Genomic DNA, 17,639 nt, shown 5'->3' on the forward strand with positions numbered 1-17,639 from the left:
GGGAAAGCGGTGAGACTGGAGAGGGGGCTGAGACGGGAAGACGGGGCCGGCCGGCGCAGCGGGAGGACGCTCGTGATGAGCCTGCGGGAGTTCCTCGCCCGGTTCCGCCCCAGCGGCGCACCGGGCGCCGTGATCGCCGGTGTCCCCGCCGACCGGGCGGCCGAGCGCACCGCGGAACTGCAGCCGTCGCTGGCGCGTCTGTCGGACGTGCAGCAGGAGGCGGCCCGGATCCGTGCCTCGGCGGATCGCGAGGCCGAGGCCATCAGGGAGGATGCCGCCCGGCAGGCGGCAGCCGCGGTGGCGGCGGCGCAAGCCCGGGTCGCGCAGGTACGGCGGGAGGCCGCGGAGCCGGTGCGCGACGCGGCACAGCGGGACGTACGAGACATCCGGTCGGCCGCGGATCGCGCCGCCGAACAGGTATACGAGCGGGCGCGGGTACGCATGCCCGCCCTGGTCGACCGGGTCGTGACGGACGCCCTGCGGATCAGCGACCGGCCGGAGGGACCGCGGTGAGCGCCGGATGGGTCGCGGCGGTGGTTCGTGCCCGTGCCCTGACCAGTCGTTGTCCCGGACGCGCCGGGGCACGTGAGATCGCGGCGGGCCCCACGCTCGACGAGGGCTTGCAGCACTTGGCCGTGACGCCGTACGGCAGGTACGCGCGAGCCGCGACCACACTGCCCGAGGCGCAGCGGGCGGTCACCGCCACGCTGCTGTGGCACCTGCGTGTGCTGGCGGGCTGGCTGCCCCGGGGCGGCGCCCGCTTGCTCCGGCCGCTCGCCGCGGGGTTCGAGATCGCCAACGTCGCTTCCCGGCTGCCCGCGGGAGGCGATGCCCGTACGAACCCGGAGGCCCCGGCCCGGCAGCCGTACCGGCTCGGCGCCCTGGAAACCGCCTGGCGCTCCCTCGAACGCGCCGCCACGCCCGGCGAACTGCGCGCCGCGCTCGCGGCATCGCCCTGGGGCGACCCCGGAGCGGAGACCCCGTGGGCCCTGATCACGAACATGCGGATGGTGGCAGCCCGGCGTACCGCCGCCATTGTGCCGTCGGCACGTCGCTGGGCGCAGGGCCGCGCCGCGCTGCTGACGGCCCGCGAGCTGTTCGTGCACCGACGCCCTCTGCCGACGCCCGTGCGCCGCAACGCTCAGGCCCTGTTGGGGCCGCGCGCCGTCGACGCCGCGTCCTTCGCGGACTTCCGCGATCACCTGCCGTCCACGGCCCGCTGGGTCCTGGAGGACGTCGACGAACCGGGCCACCTGTGGCGGGCGGAGGCGCACTGGTGGCGGGTACTCCATCAGGACGGCTCCACGACGCTGCGCGACGCACGGTACGGGTCCCGGACCATCGTGGCGGCCGTCGCCGTGCTGTCCGTGGACGCCTGGCGGGTACGAGCGGCCCTGGAGTCGGCGGCCCGGGGCGGACGTCCGCTGGAGGAATGGGATGCCCTGGTCTGAAATGATGACGCCGGTCCCGATGCGGCGCGTGGCCGTGGTCGTTCCGCACGAGGCGCTGCGGGAGTCTCTGGTGCGGATCGCCGAGGCGGGCTGCGTCGAGCTGGATCGGGTGGAGGAGGCGCCCCCGGGCGCGGCGGCCCAGCGACTTCAGCGGCTTCGGACACGTGCCGAAGCGCCGGCGCCCGCACCTTCCGGCCCGGCGAGACCCACTCGTGAGGCCGTCGCCCTGACCGTCCTCGCACCCGATCTGGACACGCTCGAAGAGCACCGCGATCTCGGCCTGCTCGCCGGAGAGGCGCAGTTGGAGGAGCGCGCCCGGGGCGCCGTCGTCCGGGGTGAGGTCGCCGCACTCGCAGGGTGGTGCCCTGCTGCCGAGATGCCACGGCTCGCGCGGCGGCTCGCCGCGGCCGGTGGTGCGCTGGTCCCGCTGCGGCCACCGCCCGGCGTCGATCCGCCGACACAGCTGCGGTCCGGGCCGTCCGCGGCCTTCGCACCGCTGGTGACGACGTACGGCACACCGCCCTACACGGACGTCGATCCGTCGTGGCCCGCCGGGATCACCTATGTCGTGATGTTCGGGATCATGTTCGGGGACGTGGGGCACGGGGCTCTGCTGCTGCTCGGCGCACTGGCGTTGCGGCTCGGACAGCCGCGCGGGCTCGCGCGGTACCGCCGTCTGTGGCCCTTCCTCGCCGGGGCGGGAGCGGCGGCCGTGCTGGCGGGCGTCGCCTACGGGGAGTTCTTCGGTCCGACGGATGTGCTGCCGGTGCTGTGGTTGAACCCGCTGGCGAGTCCGGCGCGCCTGCTGGCCGCCGCGGTGGTCTTCGGGGCGGGGCTGCTGGCCCTCGCCCACGCGGCCGGTGCGGTCAACCGCTGGCGTGAGGGCGGGCTGGGCATCGCGCTGTACGCGGCCTCCGGCGGTGCCGGGCTCGTCTTCTTTCTGGGTTTCGCTCTCGGTGCGGCCGGTCTGGTGCTGCACCGGCCGGACCTGGCCATGGTGGGGGCGGGGGCCGTCGCGGCGGGGCTGGCGCTGGTGGCGGTCGGGGTGTTCCGGGCCACGGCGGGCGGTTTCGCAGGGTTGGCCGAGACCGTGGTGCGGCTGTTCGACGTCGTGGTGCGCGCGGGCACCAACACTCTTTCCTTCGCCCGGCTCGCGGCTTTCGGCCTGACGCATGCCGCGCTCGCCGACCTGGTGTGGCGCGGCACGACCGGACTCGCGGGGCGGGGAGCGGCGGGCGTGGTCGGTGCGGTGGCGCTGTTCGTCCTGGGCACCGCCGCGTCGTTCGCCCTGGAAGCTCTGGTGGCCGGCGTCCAGGCGCTGCGGCTGGAGTTCTACGAGATCTTCTCGCGGCTCTTCGAGGCCGAGGGCCGCCCGTTCCGTCCCTGGCACGTTCCCCTGGCGGCAACGGCCGAGGCTGAGAGAAAGGTGGCCACGTGCTCACCTGGCTGATCGTCCTGCCCGTGCCGGCCGCTGCGCTCGGAGCCGCCCGGCTGCTGCTGCGGCACCGGCCACGACGCGCGTTCCATTGGCTGCTGGCGACGAACCTCGTCCTTCTGGGCGGCGCCGGTACGCTCGTCGCCACGGCGCTGTCCGGCTCCGCGCGGGCGGCGGGGCCCGCCCAGGCGGCCGCGTCGAGCGCCGTGAACGGATCCGCCCTGATCGGAGCCGCCATCGCCGTGGCCGGCGCCTCGATCGGCGCCGCCATCGCCGTCGCGTACACCGGGGCGGCGGCGCTGGCCGCACTCAGTGAGCGACCCGAGATGTTCGGCCGCGCCATGGTGATCGTCGGCCTCGCCGAGGGCATCGCCGTCTACGGACTGGTCGTGGCGATCCTGCTGATCGGGAAGGCGTGACGGTGGGTACGGTGACTGCCATCGGGGCGCGGACCGAGGTGGCCGGGCTGGCCCTCGCCGGGGTCGACGTCCGTGTCGCCGAGAACCCCGAGGAGATCCGCCGTACCTGGCGGGAGCTCGCGCCGACGGTCTCGCTGGTCATCGTCACCGCGGAGGCGGCCGAGATCCTGCGGGCAGAGCCGGCCGCTGCGGCGGAGGCAGATCCTTCCCGGCCGCTGATGGTGGTGATGCCGCGATGACCGCGCCCGCCGGCCGCCGTGACGCCGCGACGGCCGCCCCCGCCGACGCCTTGGAACCCGTACGCTCCGAACTGCTCCGCGCCGCCCGGGCGGACGCCGCCGCCACCCTGGCTCGGGCCAGGGCGGACGCGGACGAAATGGTGCGGGCGGCACGCGCACAGGCGGAGTCGCTGCTCGAACAGTCCCGGCGGGAGGGTGCACGGGACGGCGCCGCGGAGGCGGCCCAGGAACGCGTACGCGCCCGCCAGGACGCCTGGAGCCGTGAACTCGCAGCGCGTGCCGAGGTCTACGCCGACCTCCGCGGCCAGGTCCGCGCCAGGATCCGGGAAGCGCTGACGAACGATGCCGCCCTCCCGGCCCGGCTCCAGGAGCGGGCACGGGCCCTGCTCGGCGGTGATGCGCTGATCACTGCCGCCGACGACGGCGGAGTGACGGCACAAGCGGCTGGGCGCCGCGTGACTCTGACGGCGGACACCCTCACGGGCCGCGCCCTGACCCGGCTCGGCGCGGAGGCCGAGACGCTGTGGGCGCCATGACGTCTCCGTCCACCGCACCGGTGCACGGTTCCGACAGCGCCGGGCCGGCGCACATCCTGCGGGTGACGGGGCCGCTCGTGGAGATCGACCGTACCCCGGGCGTCGCCATGCACGACATGATGCTGCTCGGGGAGGAACGGCTGCCCGGTGAGGTGGTCGCCATCCGAGGCGATGTGGTCACCGTCCAGGCGTACGAGTACACCGGCGGCCTCGCACCCGGACACCCGGCCCGGCACCAGGGAGGGCCGCTCGCGGTGCGGCTGGGTCCCGGGCTGCTCGGCGGTGTCTTCGACGGCCTGCTCCGCCCCCTCGCCCACGCCGGTGACATGCTCCTGGCGGGGGCGCGCAGTGGCGGGCCGGACGGCCGCCCCCTGCGGTTCACTCCACGAGTGGCCGAGGGAAGGCGCGTCGCGGAAGGCGACGTGCTCGGTGACCTCGCGGCGGCGGTGCCCCTGCGCGTCCTCGTACCACCCGGGTGCTCGGGTGTGGTGAGGCGGGTCGCACCGCCTGGTGAACACGGCGAGGACGCGGTGGTCGCCGTGGTGGACGGACACGAGGTGGCGATGGCCCAGAGCCGGCCGGTGCGCAGACCCGGACCGGTCGCGGGGCGACTGGCGGCCGACCAGCCCCTGCACACCGGGCAGCGGGCCGTCGACCTGCTCTTTCCAGTGGCCCGAGGCGGGACGGTCGCCGTCCCGGGCAGCTTCGGCACCGGCAAGACCATGCTGCTCCAGCAGATCGCCAAGTGGTGCGACGTCGATGTGATCGTCTACGTCGGCTGCGGGGAGCGCGGCAACGAGATGGCCGACGTCATCGAGGAGCTGTCCGTGCTGACCGATCCGCGCACCGGGGGCCGTCTGGCGGAACGGACGGTCACGATCGCCAACACCTCCAACATGCCCATGATGGCGCGCGAGGCGAGCGTGCACACCGGCACGACCGTCGCCGAGTACTTCCGCGACATGGGGCTCGACGTGGTGGTGATCGCCGACTCGACCTCCCGCTGGGCGGAGGCGCTGCGCGAGTTCGCCTCGCGGATGGGCGAACTGCCCGCCGAGGAGGGCTATCCGGCCAGGCTCGCCTCGGAGCTGGCCGCCTTCTACGAGCGGGCCGCCGTGGTGCGCACGCTCGGCGGGGCCACCGGGTCGGTCACCGTCATCGGCGCCGTCTCTCCCCCCGGCGGCGACCGCACCGAGCCGGTCACGTCCCACACCGAGCGGTTCGTGCGCTGCCTGTGGAGCCTCGACCGCGACCTCGCCTACGCCCGCCACTATCCGGCGGTCTCCTGGGCGGAGTCCTTCTCCCGTGACGCCACCGCGGTGGCGGCAGCGCACGCACGGGCCGGTGACCCCCACTGGGCCGAGCGGCGTGAACGGGTGGCGGGCCTGCTCGCCGAGGCGGACCGGCTGGCCGACCTGGTGGAACTGGTCGGCGTCACGGCCCTGCCGCCACGCGAACGGATCAGCGTGCTCGCCGGCCGGCTGCTGCGCGAGGGCGTCATCCAGCAGAACGCCCTGTCCGCTGCCGATGCCTACAGCACGCCCGACAAGACGGCGGCCCTCGTGGAGTCCGCCCTGACGGTGATCGACCGATGCTTCGCACTGGTCGACTCCGGTGTCCGGGCCGACGCCGTCGAGGCGGTGGACTTCACCCCGCTGCTGCGGGCCCGTGAGGAGGCGGGCCCCGGGGAGAGCGCCCCCGTGGAGGCGGCGCGCGACACGGTGCTGGAGCGGCTGGGAGAGACCCGGTGAGCGCGCCCGGCGAGATCGAGTACACACGGGTACGGGAACTGCGCGGTCCGCTCATGGTCGTCGAGGGGGTGAGCGGCGTGGGCTGGGACGAGTTCGCCACGATCGTCCTCGACTCCGGTGAGCGCCGGCATGGGCTCGTCCTGGAGGTGGACCGGGACCTGGCGGTGGTCCAGGTGCTTCAGGACACGGCCGGGATGGACCCGGGGGGCACCCGCGTCGCGTTCTCGGGCACACCGTTGCGGATCCCGGTCGGCACGGGGTGGCTGGGCCGGGTGTGCAACGGGCGCGGCGAACCGGCGGACGGCGGGCCGCCCGTCCTCGGGCGCGTGGACGCCGCGGTGGGCGGCGCGCCGATCAACCCGGTGCGCCGTCAGCCGCCCACCGAGGCGGTGCTGACCGGTGTGGGCGCCATCGACGTCCTCACCACCCTGGTCCGGGGACAGAAGCTGCCCGTGTTCTCCGCCGCCGGGCTGCCACACCTCCGACTGGCCGTCCAGGTGGCCGCCCAGGCGACCTGCGGCGGCGAGGCGTTCGCCGTCGTCTTCGCCGGCATGGGACTCACGCACGCCGACGCGGCCTTCGTCCGCGACGGCCTGGCCGAACGCTCCGCGGCCCGGGAACTCGTCCTGCTGATCAACACCGCTGACGACCCGGTGATCGAGCGGCTGCTCACCCCTCGTCTCGCGCTGACGGTCGCCGAACACCTCGCTTTCGACGAGGGCCACCACGTGCTGGTGGTGATGACGGACATGACGGCCTACTCGGAGGCGCTGCGCGAGGTGTCCGCCGCACGAGGTGAGATTCCGGCCCGCCGGGCCTACCCCGGCTACCTGTACAGCGACCTGGCGTCCCTGTACGAGCGGTGCGGCAGGATCAGGGACCGTGCCGGATCCGTGACGGTGCTCCCGGTGCTGACCATGCCCGCCGGCGACATCACCCACCCCGTGCCCGACCTCACCGGCTACATCACGGAGGGCCAGATCGTCCTGTCCGCCGAAGTGCACGCCCGCGGCACGTATCCGCCGGTCGACCCGCTCGGTTCGCTGTCGCGCCTGATGCGCAAGGGAGCGGGGAAGGGGCGTACCCGCGAGGACCATCCGCATGTCGCGGCGCAGCTCATCGCCGCACTCGCCCGCGCCCGCGAGGTACGGGAACTCGCCGACCTGATCGGACGTCCGGCACTCAGCGCGATCGATCACCGCTACCTGGACCTGGAGGACGCCTTCCTGCACCGGTTCCTCGCCCAGGGACCCGACGAGAACCGGCCGCTGGACGAGGCCCTGGAACGCGCCTGGCAAGTGCTGCTGATCATGCCGCCGAGCCAGCTCGGCATGATCCCGGCGGCGCTCCTCGACGCCCGTCGAGGCCCCAGGGACGACCATCCGGGCAGGGAAGGCGCGCCGCCATGAGCCCCCGGCGACGCACCGCACCTCCGGGGCGTGCCGGCCGGCTGAGGCTCCGGCACAGTCTCGCCACCGCGCTGCGGGGAGCCGACCTGCTGGAACGCAAGCTCCGGCTGCTGCTGGACCGGGAACGGGCACTGAGGCGGACTGCGGACCGGGCGGGCCGCCTCTGGCGGGAACGGCTCGCCGAGGCGGAGACCTGGCTCGTACGCGGGGTCCTCCTCGGCGGCGAGGGAGCCCTGGCGCAGGCGGTCCCGGCCGACTTGGCCGGTGTCGAGGTCGAGTGGACCTCGTTGATGGGTGTGCGCCACCCGTCGGCCGTCTCCTGGCACGCGCCTGCCCGCTCTCCCGCGCAACGGACGCCGGGCAACACCGCCCTCGCCCACGCGGAGGAGGCCTACCGTGCCGCGGTCCGCGCCGCCGCCGAGCACTGCGCCGCCCGCACTGCGGCCGACCTGATCGCGCGCGAGGCGGAGGCGACCCGCGGGCGGGTCCGTGCCCTGCGCCGGCACTGGATTCCCCGGCTGACGGGCGAACTGAGCGCCGTGGAACTGGCGCTGGAGGAGGCGGAGCACGAGGAAGCGGTACGACGACGCTGGGCGGCCTCGCCCCACCGGCGGCCACGGCGGTGAACCTGCCCCGGGCAGGCGGTCACCGGCGGCGTACGCGAGGGGCAGTGCCCCAGGTGCTCACCTTTCACCGATCACGCGCCGGCGTGACGCGGTCGCGGAACCGCTGTGCCCAGGGGCGGGATCCGCCGTGTCGTCGTGGTCGAAACGAAGCCGGTCGACGACTTCCACCACGCCGTCGACGCTGTCGCACAGCCGCACGGTGATGGGGATCAGGCTCTTGCGCTCCACTGTGCCGCTGAGCGTCACCCGTCCCGCGGCGACCTCGACGGTCAGCGACGGCGGCAGGCCCAGAGTCCGGACGACGATGTCCTCGAGGATCTCCTCCTGGATCGCGCGGTCCCTGCGGAGAAACAACCGCACCAGGTCGCTGCGACTGATCACGCCGATCAGGCGGCCGTGGCCGCCCACCGCCGGCAGGCGCTTGACCTTGTGCCGCTCCATGGTCCGCGCGGCGCGCACGGTGTGCCATCCGGGCTCCGCGACGACGGCGGGGCTCGTCATCAGGTCCCGGGCGCTGTTCCCCCTGCCTGCGGATGTGTGCTTGTGCAACAGGTCCGCCTCGGACACCACCCCGACCGGCCGGTCACGGTCGTCGACCACCGGGACGGCGGTGATGTCGTACTCGTCGAGGATGCGCGCGATCTCGTTGAACGTCGTGCCAGGTCGCACGCTCACCGCGGTGGGCGTCATCAGATCGCTGACACTGTGCCACTCCCATCGCTCAACGCCCTCCTCATGCCTCAGGGCCGGCCTGGCCGACACGTCGGGAGCGCCGGGAGGCAATGCCTCCCGGCGCGCGCCCGGCGGGCTCACCAGGTGAACCGGGAGTCCTCGGTGCGGGTCACGCACCGTGCTTGACCTCGATGTGCTTTTCCTGCGCCTTCTCGCGGCCCACTCCGACACTCACGGTGAGCATGCCGTCGGTGTACTCGGCCCTGACATCCCCCTCGTCGGCCCCGGGCGGCAGGGTCACGCTCCGGCTCATGGAGCCGTAGCGGATCTCGCTGCGGTGCTTCTCCACCTCTCGTTCGGTGCGCTCGGCCCTGACAGTCAGCGTGCCCTCGCCGATGGTCACGTCGATGTCGTCGGGAGAGACGCCCGGCAGTTCCGCCCGCATCACGTAGCGGCCCTCCTCCATGAACTCCTCGATCCGGACCGAGTACAGGTCACCCATGCCGGGCATGCCGAAACGAGCGGGGAAGGTCTCGAACCACTCGGGGATCTCCGGGAAGGGAAACTTCTGCCTGCGCGCGAGTGTCGCCATCGTTCGCTCCTCCTGGTTCTGGTCACGCTTGCCGACATCTCCAGTACACCCCACGCCCTGCCGTCCCGCTGAGGTCGAACAGCCCGGGTACGGGTCCGAAAGTCCCTCGCCGCGGCTCGCCCGCGCGCCGCGGCGAGGTGTTCCGGCCATGGGGTGATTCCCGCGGCATCCGGGTGTCGCGCGCACCGCCGGCAGACGCTGCGCCGCACCGTGAGGAGTGAACACCCTGAGGACTGATCGTCACAGTGCGCTGCGCGTGCCCCCGCCGCCGTCGGCCCGCAGCGCGTCCCGGATGCCAGGAGGCCTCGTGGACATGCCCTACATCACCGAGTGCGCGGTGGACGCGTGCGCCTACAACGTCGGCAACGCGTGTCACGCGCTGGCCATCACGGTCGGGGACCCACCGCACGCCCAGTGCGACACGTATTTCGTCACCTCGTTCAAAGGCGGTGATCCGACCACCACCGGACAGGTCGGAGCGTGCAAGATGACCGACTGCCGGCACAACGTCACACTGGAGTGCCAGGCCAGGGGCATCGCCGTGGGCCCCGCCCAGGAAGCCGCGGACTGCCTGACCTACAGCCCGCGCTGACGGAGGAGGCGTGAAGGTCTCCGAGGCGATGAGCGCTCCAGCGGTCGCCGTCCCGCCTCGGACCACGGTGGCGGAGGCGGCCCGGCAGATGGCCGCGCGGGGGGTCGGTTCGGTGCTCGTCGTCGAGCACGGTGCGCTGCGCGGCATCGTCACCGACCGCGACCTCGCCGTGCGCGGGCTAGGCGCCGGCCTCACGTCGCGGGCTCACGTGGAAGCCGTGATGTCACAGCAGGTCATCACGGTGGACGCCACCGACGACGTTCACGTGGCCTACCGGCTCTTCCGCCGCTTCGGGGTGCGCCGCCTGCCCGTTCTCGAGGAGCACCGCGTCGTGGGGGTGCTGACCGTGGACGATCTGCTCCTGGACGTCTTCCAACGGCTCGCCGACCTGCTGGGCCCGATCGCCTGGAGCATCCTGGAGGAGCCGCCGGGCCCACCCTCGGCGGACGCGTCGTCGCAAGGTGTGTGAAGGAATGCGACCGGCCTCGGAAGGGGCGCCGTCAGCCCCGCACGATGGGGTCGTCCGGCCCTGGTCCGCGGCTGCGCTCTTCGAACAAAGTGGTCGGTGGGACGAGAGCGACTCAGCCAGGGGCCCGCCGGTCCGCCGGCGGCCTCCGCTCCTCGCGGCGATCACGGGGATCCGAGCTCCCCGCGACCATGACGACCGCGCGAACGAGGAAGGCACGCCATGCAGGACGTCATCGCCAAGACGGCACCGGCAGCCGTGACCCCGGTCCTCACCGACTACGAAAAGGCCTGCACCGAGTTCAGCTGGGCCGCGGCACGCGAGCGGCTCGCCGGACTTGCGCACGGTGGTCTCAACATCGCGTACGAGGCTGTGGACCGGCACGTGGCCGAGGGCCGCGGCGACCGGACGGCCCTGCGCTGTGTGCGCCGCGACGGGACGGCCGAGTCCGTCTCCTACGCGTCGCTCGCACGTCTCGCGGCCAGGTTCGCCCGGGTGCTGCGTTCCCTGGGCGTGCACCGCGGTGATCGGGTGTTCACCCTGCTCGGGCGCCGCCCGGAACTTTTCACGGTGGTGCTCGGCACGTTCAGGAACGTCTCCGTGCTCTGCCCGCTCTTCTCGGCTTTCGGACCGGATCCTGTGGCACAGCGGATGCGGCTCGGCGACGCTCGCGTCCTGGTCACCACGGAGCAGCTGTACGAACGCAAGGTCACCCCCGTACGCCACAACCTGCCCGGACTCGAACACGTCCTGATCGTCGGTGAGCACGGCCGGGACCTGCCCGGCACCCTCTCCTTCGACGCGCTGATGGCGGCGGCCGACGACGACTTCCCGCTCCCCCGCACCGATCCCGGCGAAGTGGCCCTGCTGCACTTCACCAGCGGCACCACCGGCGCCCCGAAGGGCGCACTCCATGTGCACGAGGCCGTGGTCGCCCATCACGTCACCGCCGCGTATGCCCTCGACCTGCACCCGGACGACGTGTACTGGTGCACCGCCGACCCCGGCTGGGTCACCGGTATGTCGTACGGCATCATCGGCCCGCTCACGCACGGCGTCACGGTCGTCGTCGACGAGGGCGACTTCGACGCACGCCGCTGGTACGGCGTCCTCGCCCAGGAACGGGTCACGGTCTGGTACACCGCACCCACCGCTCTGCGCATGATGATGCGGGCCACTCCCCGGCAGGGCCCCTACGACCTGCCGCGCTCGTTCGATCTGTCGGCTCTGCGCTTCATCGCCTCGGTGGGTGAGCCGCTCAATCCGGAAGTGGTCCTGTGGGGCCAGGACGTCCTGGGACTCCCGGTGCACGACAACTGGTGGCAGACCGAGACCGGCTGCATCGTGATCGCCAACCTGGCGGCCTGTCCCATCAAGCCCGGATCCATGGGCCGCCCGTTGCCGGGCATGACCGCCGCCGTTCTGGCCCGCGGCCCCGACGGCGGTGTGTGGCGCTCCCCCGATGGCCATGTCCGCACCGTCCACGAAGCGGGCCAGGAGGGCGAACTGGCGCTGCGGCCCGGTTGGCCGTCGATGTTCCGCGGCTATCTGCACGCCGACGACCGCTACGCCGCGTGCTTCGCCGACGGCTGGTATCTCACCGGTGACATCGTGCGCAGGGACGCGGACGGATACTTCTGGTTCGTCGGGCGCGCCGACGACGTCATCAAGTCCGCGGGCCACCTGATCAGCCCCTTCGAGGTGGAGAGCGCACTGCTGGAGCACCCGCAGGTGGCGGAGGCCGGGGTGATCGGACGCCCGGATCCGACCGCCGGCACGATCGTGAAGGCATACGTCTCCCTGCGTCCGGGAGTGGAGCCGGACGACGACGTCCTCCGGGACCTCCTCGCCTTCTCCCGCCGCAAACTGGGGCCCGCCGTGGCGCCCCGTGAGATCGCCTTCGACCGGAATCTGCCGCACACCAGGAGCGGCAAGGTCATGCGGCGACTGCTGCGGGCACGCGAACTCGGCCTTCCCGAAGGCGACACCTCGACCCTCGAGACACCGCAGCCCCCGGCGCCATGAGTCCGGCCCGGGCGCCGAAGGCGGATCCATCCCAAGATCTCTCGGAGACCGGTGATGAGCACCAACCACAGGAAACCGGCCAAACCCGGCCGCCGCGGAACCCACCAGAACGCCGCAGCCAAGCACCAGCGGGACCTCCTGGCCTCCATGCTGCTGATCCGCCGCTTCGAGGAACGCTGTGTCGAGCTGTACAGCGTGGCGAGGATCCGGGGCTTCGTGCACCTGTACATCGGGGAGGAGGCGGTCGCGGTCGGCGTGCTCGACGCGCTCGGCCCGGCCGACTCGGTGGTCTCCACCTACCGCGAGCACGGCCACGCCCTGGCCCGTGGCGTTCCCACGGACGCCGTCATGGCGGAGATGTACGGCAAGGTCACCGGATGCAGCCGCGGACGCGGTGGCTCCATGCACCTGTTCGACGCGGGTCGCCGCTTCTTCGGCGGCAATGCGATCGTCGCCGGTGGCCTCCCGCTCGCCGCCGGACTGGCCCTGGCCGAGAAGATGCGTGGAGGTCCCGGCGTCGTCTGCTGCTTCTTCGGCGACGGCGCCTTCGCCGAGGGCGAGTTCCACGAGACCGCGAACCTCGCCGTCCTGTGGGGACTGCCGCTCCTGCTCGCGTGCGAGAACAACCTCTACGCGATGGGGACACCGCTGCGCGCCGAGCACGGGCAGACGGACCTGGCCATGCGCGCCGCGTCCTACGGAATGCCGGCCTGGGCCGTGGACGGCATGGACGTCCTCGCGGTCGAGGGCGCCGCGCACCGGGCGGTGGAGGGCATACGCGCCGGGCACGGCCCGTACTTCCTGGAGCTGCGCACCTACCGCTTCCGCGCACACTCCATGTACGACCCCGACCGTTACCGCAGCAGGGAGGAGATCGAACGCTGGCGCACCCGGGACCCGGTGTTCCTGCTCACGCAGCGGATGAAGGCGGCGGGCGAGTTCGACGACGAGGCGTACGCCGAACTGGATCGCCGTGCCACGGACGAGGTCGACCGCGCGGTGACCGCCGCCGAGGCCGCTTCGGTGGAACCCGTCGGCGACCTCCTGCGCTACGTCACCACGACCCCCGCGGACCTGTCGGAGGGACGCTGATGACCACGCGCACGACCACGTACCGGGAGGCGCTGCGGGAAGCCCTCCGCGAGGCACTGTCGGCCGACGACCGGGTCTTCCTGCTCGGCGAGGACGTCGGCAAGTACGGCGGCGCCTTCGGGGTCAGCCTCGGCCTGGTCGAGGAGTTCGGCCCGGAACGGGTGCGGGACACCCCCCTGTCGGAGTCCGCGTTCGTCGGCACGGGCATCGGCGCGGCCGTCGCCGGCCTGCGCCCCATCGTCGAGATCATGACGGTCAACTTCAGCCTGCTGGCGCTCGACCAGATCCTCAACAACGCCGCGACTCTGCGGCACATGTCCGGCGGCCAGCTCTCGGTGCCGGTCGTCATCAGAATGACGACCGGAGCGGGACGGCAACTCGCGGCGCAGCACTCGCACAGCCTGGAGGGCTGGTACGCCCACATCCCCGGCATCCGGGTCCTGGCCCCGGCGACGCTGGAGGACGCGCGAGGCATGCTCGCCCCCGCGCTCGCCGATCCCGACCCCGTGGTCCTCTTCGAACACGGCTCCCTGTACAACGTCTCCGGCGAACTCGCCCCTGCCGACGGTCCGGTGGACATCGCCTCGGCCGCCGTCCGCCGGTCGGGTGACGACGTCACCCTGCTCACGTACGGCGGTTCGCTGCCCAAGACCCTCACGGCGGCCGACCTCCTGGCCGAGGAGGGCATCAGCGCGGAAGTCGTGGACCTGCGCAGCCTTCGTCCCCTCGACGACACCACGATCATGGCCTCCGTGGCCGGGACGCACCGTGTGGTCATCGTCGACGAGGGCTGGCGCACCGGCAGTCTGGCCGCCGAAGTCTCCGCCCGGATCACCGAGCAGGCCTTCTACGAGCTCGACGCCCCGGTCGTACGGGTGTGCAGCGCCGAGGTGCCGATTCCCTACGCCAGGCACCTGGAGGAGGCCGCGCTGCCCCAGCCGGAGAGCATCGCGGCCGCGGCCCGGGAGGCGGTGGGGCACCGTGGCTGAGTTCACCATGCCGTCGCTGGGTGCGGACATGGAGGCAGGCACCTTGCAGGAGTGGCTGGTCTCCCCCGGCGACACGATCACGCACGGCGACGTGATCGCCGTCGTCGAAACCGACAAGTCCGCCGTCGAGATCGAGTGTTTCGAGTCGGGAACCGTCGGCCGACTGCTGGTCCAGCCCGGCACCAAGGTCCCTGTGGGCACACCACTGGCGCGCATCGAAACAGGGAAGCCTCGGGAGACGCATCCACCCGTGACGGAGTCGGCAGCGGTCGAGTCCCCGAAAGCCGGGCCAGAACCCGTCCCGGTGCCGTCGGCCTCATCGGTCCGCCCCGAGGCCGGGCCACTGGTGAGGCACCTCGCCGGCGAGCGGCACGTCGATCTGGCGGCGGTGCACGGCAGCGGACCCGGTGGCAGGATCGTGCGCGCCGACATCGAGCGGGTCACAGGCCCCGGTACCCGGCGCGCACGTGTCACTCCCTACGCGCGGCGGCTCGCCGCGGAACTGCACGTCGACCTCGGGACGGTTCGCGGCACGGGCCGGGACGGAGCCGTACGGGGAACCGATGTGCGGAACGCGGCACGTACGGGTGCCGCCGCGGCACCTCGAACCGCACCCACCCCGTCACCACCGCCGACTTCACAGGTTCCTCTCCGGACTCCGCACCGGGCCGGGACGCCCGACACCCCCACCGCCACGATGCGCAGAGTGATCGGCGACCTGATGAGCCGGGCCAACCGGGAGATCCCGCACTACTACCTGGCCACGACGATCGACATGAGCGCGGCGCTGGCGTGGCTGCGCGCCCGGAACCGTGAGTTGCCGGTCGGCGAACGCCTGCTCCCCGCCGCGCTGTTGATCAAGGCCGTCGCCGCGGCCGCCGGTGAGGTCCCGGCGCTGAACGGCTTCTGGCTCGACGGAGGTTTCGTCGCCGGCGACGGCGTGCACCTCGGATTCGTGATCTCCCTGCGCGACGGAGGCCTGGCCGCCCCGGTCATCCACGACGTGGACGCGCTCACCGTGGAACAGGTGATGGACCGGCTGAAGAGCATGGTCGAGCGGGCCAGACGCGGACGGCTGCGGGGTACGGAGATCGCGGGAGCCACCATCACCGTCAGCAGTCTCGGTGATCAGGGCGTCGAGTGCCTCTACGGAGTCATCCACCCACCGCAGGTCGCCCTGGTCGGCTTCGGCTCCGTCGTCGAGCGTTGCTGGGCGGAGCACGGCATGATCGGCGTACGACCTGTCGTCACGGCCACCCTGTCCGCCGATCACCGAGCCAGCGACGGCGCGGTGGGTGCCCGCTTCCTGAACGCAGTCGACCGACTGCTCCAGAAACCGGAGAACCTGTGATGGACGAGACCGAAGCCCAGACCGTCGTCAAGGACGCGATCACTCGTGTGGTGCCCGGTGCCGATCTCACCGCCCTGGACCCGCACACCCCGTTTCGTGACGCTCTCGAGTTCGACTCGCTGGACTTCCTCAGCTTCGTGGAGACCCTGTCCGAACGCACCGCTGTGCGGATCGAGGAGGAGGACTACCCACAGCTGACAACACTGCACGACGCCACCCGGTTCCTGGTCGCACGCGCCCGATGACCGCGAAGAAGAGCACGCATGCCGCATGCGGCGCCCGGCTCCCGGCACACAAGGCCCCGTACGGCACGGCCGCTTCGCGGGGGCAGGGCCGCAGCGGTCCGAAGGACGGGCAGAAGGCCACCGGCGATTGGTTGTTTCTGCCCGAGATGGGCTGGAGGCGAGTCGACACCGTGTGTGTACGGGGCCTGTTGGTCTGACGCCGAGGCAGGAGGAGTTCAAGGCCCCGCCGTGTGGTTCATGCCTTCCTCGAGTCCGCCGCCGCGCTCTTCGTTTCCCGCGCACGCAGGGCCACGCGCGTACCGTCCGGCGAGGGCCGGCACGGCCTCCGCGGCTCCTGCCACGGAGGTTGCGGTACGGGTGGCGTACTCGCCGTCACAGGCGGCCGACGATCAGAGCGACGTCGTCGCGGCCTCCGCCGGTGACACCGAGGCGAGCCAGCAGTGTGTCGGCGAGCTGCTCGGCGCCCATCGTGCTGTACTCACTGATCGCACTGGTCAGGCGGTTCAGGCCGGTGTCGATGTCCTCGTCACGGCGTTCGATCAGACCGTCGGTGTACATGACCAGAGTGTCACCGGGCCGGTACTGGACAGTTGCCTGGGGGCGGAGGACATGCTGAGGCCGGGCGCCCAAGGGCGGATCGGTGGCCTGATCGAGCAGTTCGAAGCTGCCGTCGTGGTGGGCGAGTACCGGTGGCGGGTGGCCGGCGCGGCTGTAGCTGATCAAGCGGCTACGGAGGTCCACGATGACCTTGATCGCGGTCGTGCCCAGAGCTCCCTCGATCGAGCGGGCCTACAGTCCGAGCACCTCCAGCGCCTGCGCGGGGCGCTCCAGGGCGCGGATGGCGGCCGACAGCGCGCTGCGCAGCATGCCCATGACCGCCGCTGCTTCCAGGCCGTGGCCGATGACGTCGCCCACGGCCAGGGCGAGCCGGTCCGGCGGGATGTCCACGACGTCGTACCAGTCGTCGCAGACGTTGAGGGAACCGGTCGCGGGCAGGTAGCGCACCGCGATGTCCTGTAGGTGGTGGGCCAGGTCCGGGGCGTGGAGCATGGCCTCTTGCAGCGTGACGGCGACCTCGCGCTCACGGGTGTGGGCCTGCCGAAGTTCCTCGTTCAGTCGTTGCAGCTCCCGGGCTCGCGCGTAGAGCTCGGCCTCCAGCGACTGGGCCGCTTCCAGACGTTGCCCCACCCGGACACTGGCAGGGTGGGCGGACTGGTGTTCCTCGACGAACGCGGTGACGTCCTCGACCCGGTGAATGATCCACGCCACCTGCCGGTCCGCGCCCAGGACCGGGGTGTTGACCGGCGACCACCAGCGTTGCTCGAACACTCCTGGTCGCCCCCGGACCGGGATGTCGTATTTCTGGAGTGCCATGGTGTCGGGCCGACGCGTGGCCAGGACCCGGTGCAACGACGCCTTGAGGTTCCGCACCCCGTCGGCATCCGGGTCATCCGGATTGTCCGGAAACGCCTCGAAGATGTACTGCCCCAGCAGGTCGTCCCGGGTCCACCCGGTCACCTCGAGATAGGCACGGTTGACGTCCACGATCACCAGATCGGGGCCCAGCACCAGATACGGGCTCGGAGTCGCGGCGAACAGCGCCGCATGATCAACCTGGACTGCCATCCGCACACGACCCACCCTTCCACGCCCGGTCCGTCGTCCACAGTGCCATCGGGGCGCTCCCCCGTCGCCGTGCCGCCGGGGTGCGGAGCGCAGGGCCGGTCGGGGCCGTTCGGACACGGCCGG

General features: G+C 72.4%; 18 protein-coding genes and 1 pseudogene. 16 read left to right on the plus strand and 3 right to left on the minus strand.

Annotated features, from left to right (window positions below; all coding sequences use genetic code 11):
* Window positions 1–75 precede the first annotated feature (75 nt).
* From ACWDUZ_RS01715 to ACWDUZ_RS01755, 9 genes are all read left to right on the plus strand, one after another.
* Entirely contained in the window at window positions 76–513 is a 438-nt protein-coding gene (locus ACWDUZ_RS01715; RefSeq protein WP_451629741.1) for a hypothetical protein, read from the plus strand.
* Window positions 514–620: 107 nt separating this feature from the next.
* Window positions 621–1,451 carry a hypothetical protein gene (locus ACWDUZ_RS01720; protein ID WP_451629742.1) on the plus strand — a complete coding sequence of 277 codons (831 nt, stop codon included), beginning with the start codon at window positions 621–623 and terminating at the stop codon, window positions 1,449–1,451.
* A complete protein-coding gene (locus ACWDUZ_RS01725) occupies window positions 1,438–2,901 on the plus strand; it encodes a V-type ATPase 116kDa subunit family protein (protein WP_451629743.1) in 1,464 nt (487 codons plus the stop codon). The genes ACWDUZ_RS01720 and ACWDUZ_RS01725 overlap by 14 nt, the downstream gene beginning before the upstream one ends.
* Complete coding sequence (locus tag ACWDUZ_RS01730) at window positions 2,886–3,305, plus strand: ATP synthase subunit C (protein WP_451629744.1); 420 nt, start codon at window positions 2,886–2,888, stop codon at window positions 3,303–3,305. Before ACWDUZ_RS01725 ends, ACWDUZ_RS01730 begins: the two co-directional genes overlap by 16 nt.
* Before the next feature lie 11 nt (window positions 3,306–3,316).
* Window positions 3,317–3,544: a V-type ATP synthase subunit F gene (locus tag ACWDUZ_RS01735; RefSeq protein WP_451629745.1), complete on the plus strand. Its 228-nt coding sequence runs from the start codon at window positions 3,317–3,319 to the stop codon at window positions 3,542–3,544.
* Window positions 3,541–4,080: a hypothetical protein gene (locus ACWDUZ_RS01740; RefSeq protein WP_451629746.1), complete on the plus strand. Its 540-nt coding sequence runs from the start codon at window positions 3,541–3,543 to the stop codon at window positions 4,078–4,080. The genes ACWDUZ_RS01735 and ACWDUZ_RS01740 overlap by 4 nt, the downstream gene beginning before the upstream one ends.
* On the plus strand, window positions 4,077–5,831 hold the full coding sequence (locus ACWDUZ_RS01745; protein ID WP_451629747.1) for a V-type ATP synthase subunit A: 1,755 nt from the start codon (window positions 4,077–4,079) through the stop codon (window positions 5,829–5,831). Before ACWDUZ_RS01740 ends, ACWDUZ_RS01745 begins: the two co-directional genes overlap by 4 nt.
* Window positions 5,828–7,240 carry a V-type ATP synthase subunit B gene (locus ACWDUZ_RS01750; RefSeq protein ID WP_451629748.1) on the plus strand — a complete coding sequence of 471 codons (1,413 nt, stop codon included), beginning with the start codon at window positions 5,828–5,830 and terminating at the stop codon, window positions 7,238–7,240. The genes ACWDUZ_RS01745 and ACWDUZ_RS01750 overlap by 4 nt, the downstream gene beginning before the upstream one ends.
* On the plus strand, window positions 7,237–7,866 hold the full coding sequence (locus tag ACWDUZ_RS01755; RefSeq protein WP_451629749.1) for a V-type ATP synthase subunit D: 630 nt from the start codon (window positions 7,237–7,239) through the stop codon (window positions 7,864–7,866). Before ACWDUZ_RS01750 ends, ACWDUZ_RS01755 begins: the two co-directional genes overlap by 4 nt.
* A 57-nt stretch (window positions 7,867–7,923) precedes the next feature.
* On the opposite strand, the gene ACWDUZ_RS01760 is transcribed toward ACWDUZ_RS01755, so the two are convergent.
* Together ACWDUZ_RS01760 and ACWDUZ_RS01765 are read right to left on the minus strand one after the other, a co-directional pair.
* Window positions 7,924–8,556 carry a CBS domain-containing protein gene (locus ACWDUZ_RS01760; RefSeq protein WP_451629750.1) on the minus strand — a complete coding sequence of 211 codons (633 nt, stop codon included), beginning with the start codon at window positions 8,554–8,556 and terminating at the stop codon, window positions 7,924–7,926.
* A 151-nt stretch (window positions 8,557–8,707) separates the two neighbouring features.
* Window positions 8,708–9,130 (minus strand): Hsp20/alpha crystallin family protein, encoded by a 423-nt coding sequence (locus ACWDUZ_RS01765; protein WP_451629751.1) that lies wholly within the window; start codon window positions 9,128–9,130, stop codon window positions 8,708–8,710.
* 313 nt (window positions 9,131–9,443) lie between these two features.
* Between ACWDUZ_RS01765 and ACWDUZ_RS01770 the strand changes: the two genes are divergently transcribed.
* From ACWDUZ_RS01770 to ACWDUZ_RS01800, 7 genes are all read left to right on the plus strand, one after another.
* A complete protein-coding gene (locus ACWDUZ_RS01770; RefSeq protein WP_451629752.1) occupies window positions 9,444–9,722 on the plus strand; it encodes a DUF1540 domain-containing protein in 279 nt (92 codons plus the stop codon).
* A 10-nt stretch (window positions 9,723–9,732) separates the two neighbouring features.
* Window positions 9,733–10,191, plus strand: a complete 459-nt coding sequence (locus ACWDUZ_RS01775; RefSeq protein WP_451629753.1) for a CBS domain-containing protein — start codon at window positions 9,733–9,735, stop codon at window positions 10,189–10,191.
* A gap of 219 nt (window positions 10,192–10,410) precedes the next feature.
* Window positions 10,411–12,213: an acetate--CoA ligase gene (gene acsA, locus ACWDUZ_RS01780; RefSeq protein WP_451629754.1), complete on the plus strand. Its 1,803-nt coding sequence runs from the start codon at window positions 10,411–10,413 to the stop codon at window positions 12,211–12,213.
* 54 nt (window positions 12,214–12,267) lie between these two features.
* The gene (gene pdhA / locus ACWDUZ_RS01785; protein ID WP_451629755.1) at window positions 12,268–13,305 is read left to right on the plus strand and encodes a pyruvate dehydrogenase (acetyl-transferring) E1 component subunit alpha; all 1,038 of its coding nucleotides are present in this window, start codon (window positions 12,268–12,270) and stop codon (window positions 13,303–13,305) included.
* Window positions 13,305–14,294: an alpha-ketoacid dehydrogenase subunit beta gene (locus tag ACWDUZ_RS01790; protein WP_451629756.1), complete on the plus strand. Its 990-nt coding sequence runs from the start codon at window positions 13,305–13,307 to the stop codon at window positions 14,292–14,294. Before pdhA ends, ACWDUZ_RS01790 begins: the two co-directional genes overlap by 1 nt.
* Window positions 14,287–15,645 (plus strand): dihydrolipoamide acetyltransferase family protein, encoded by a 1,359-nt coding sequence (locus tag ACWDUZ_RS01795; RefSeq protein WP_451629757.1) that lies wholly within the window; start codon window positions 14,287–14,289, stop codon window positions 15,643–15,645. The genes ACWDUZ_RS01790 and ACWDUZ_RS01795 overlap by 8 nt, the downstream gene beginning before the upstream one ends.
* Complete coding sequence (locus tag ACWDUZ_RS01800) at window positions 15,645–15,890, plus strand: acyl carrier protein (protein WP_451629758.1); 246 nt, start codon at window positions 15,645–15,647, stop codon at window positions 15,888–15,890. The genes ACWDUZ_RS01795 and ACWDUZ_RS01800 overlap by 1 nt, the downstream gene beginning before the upstream one ends.
* 372 nt (window positions 15,891–16,262) lie before the next feature.
* Here ACWDUZ_RS01800 and ACWDUZ_RS01805 read toward each other — a convergent pair.
* Window positions 16,263–17,516, minus strand: a pseudogene (locus ACWDUZ_RS01805) (PP2C family protein-serine/threonine phosphatase).
* Between the last annotated feature and the right edge of the window lie 123 nt (window positions 17,517–17,639).

This window comes from Streptomyces sp. NPDC003393 (genome assembly GCF_053589015.1).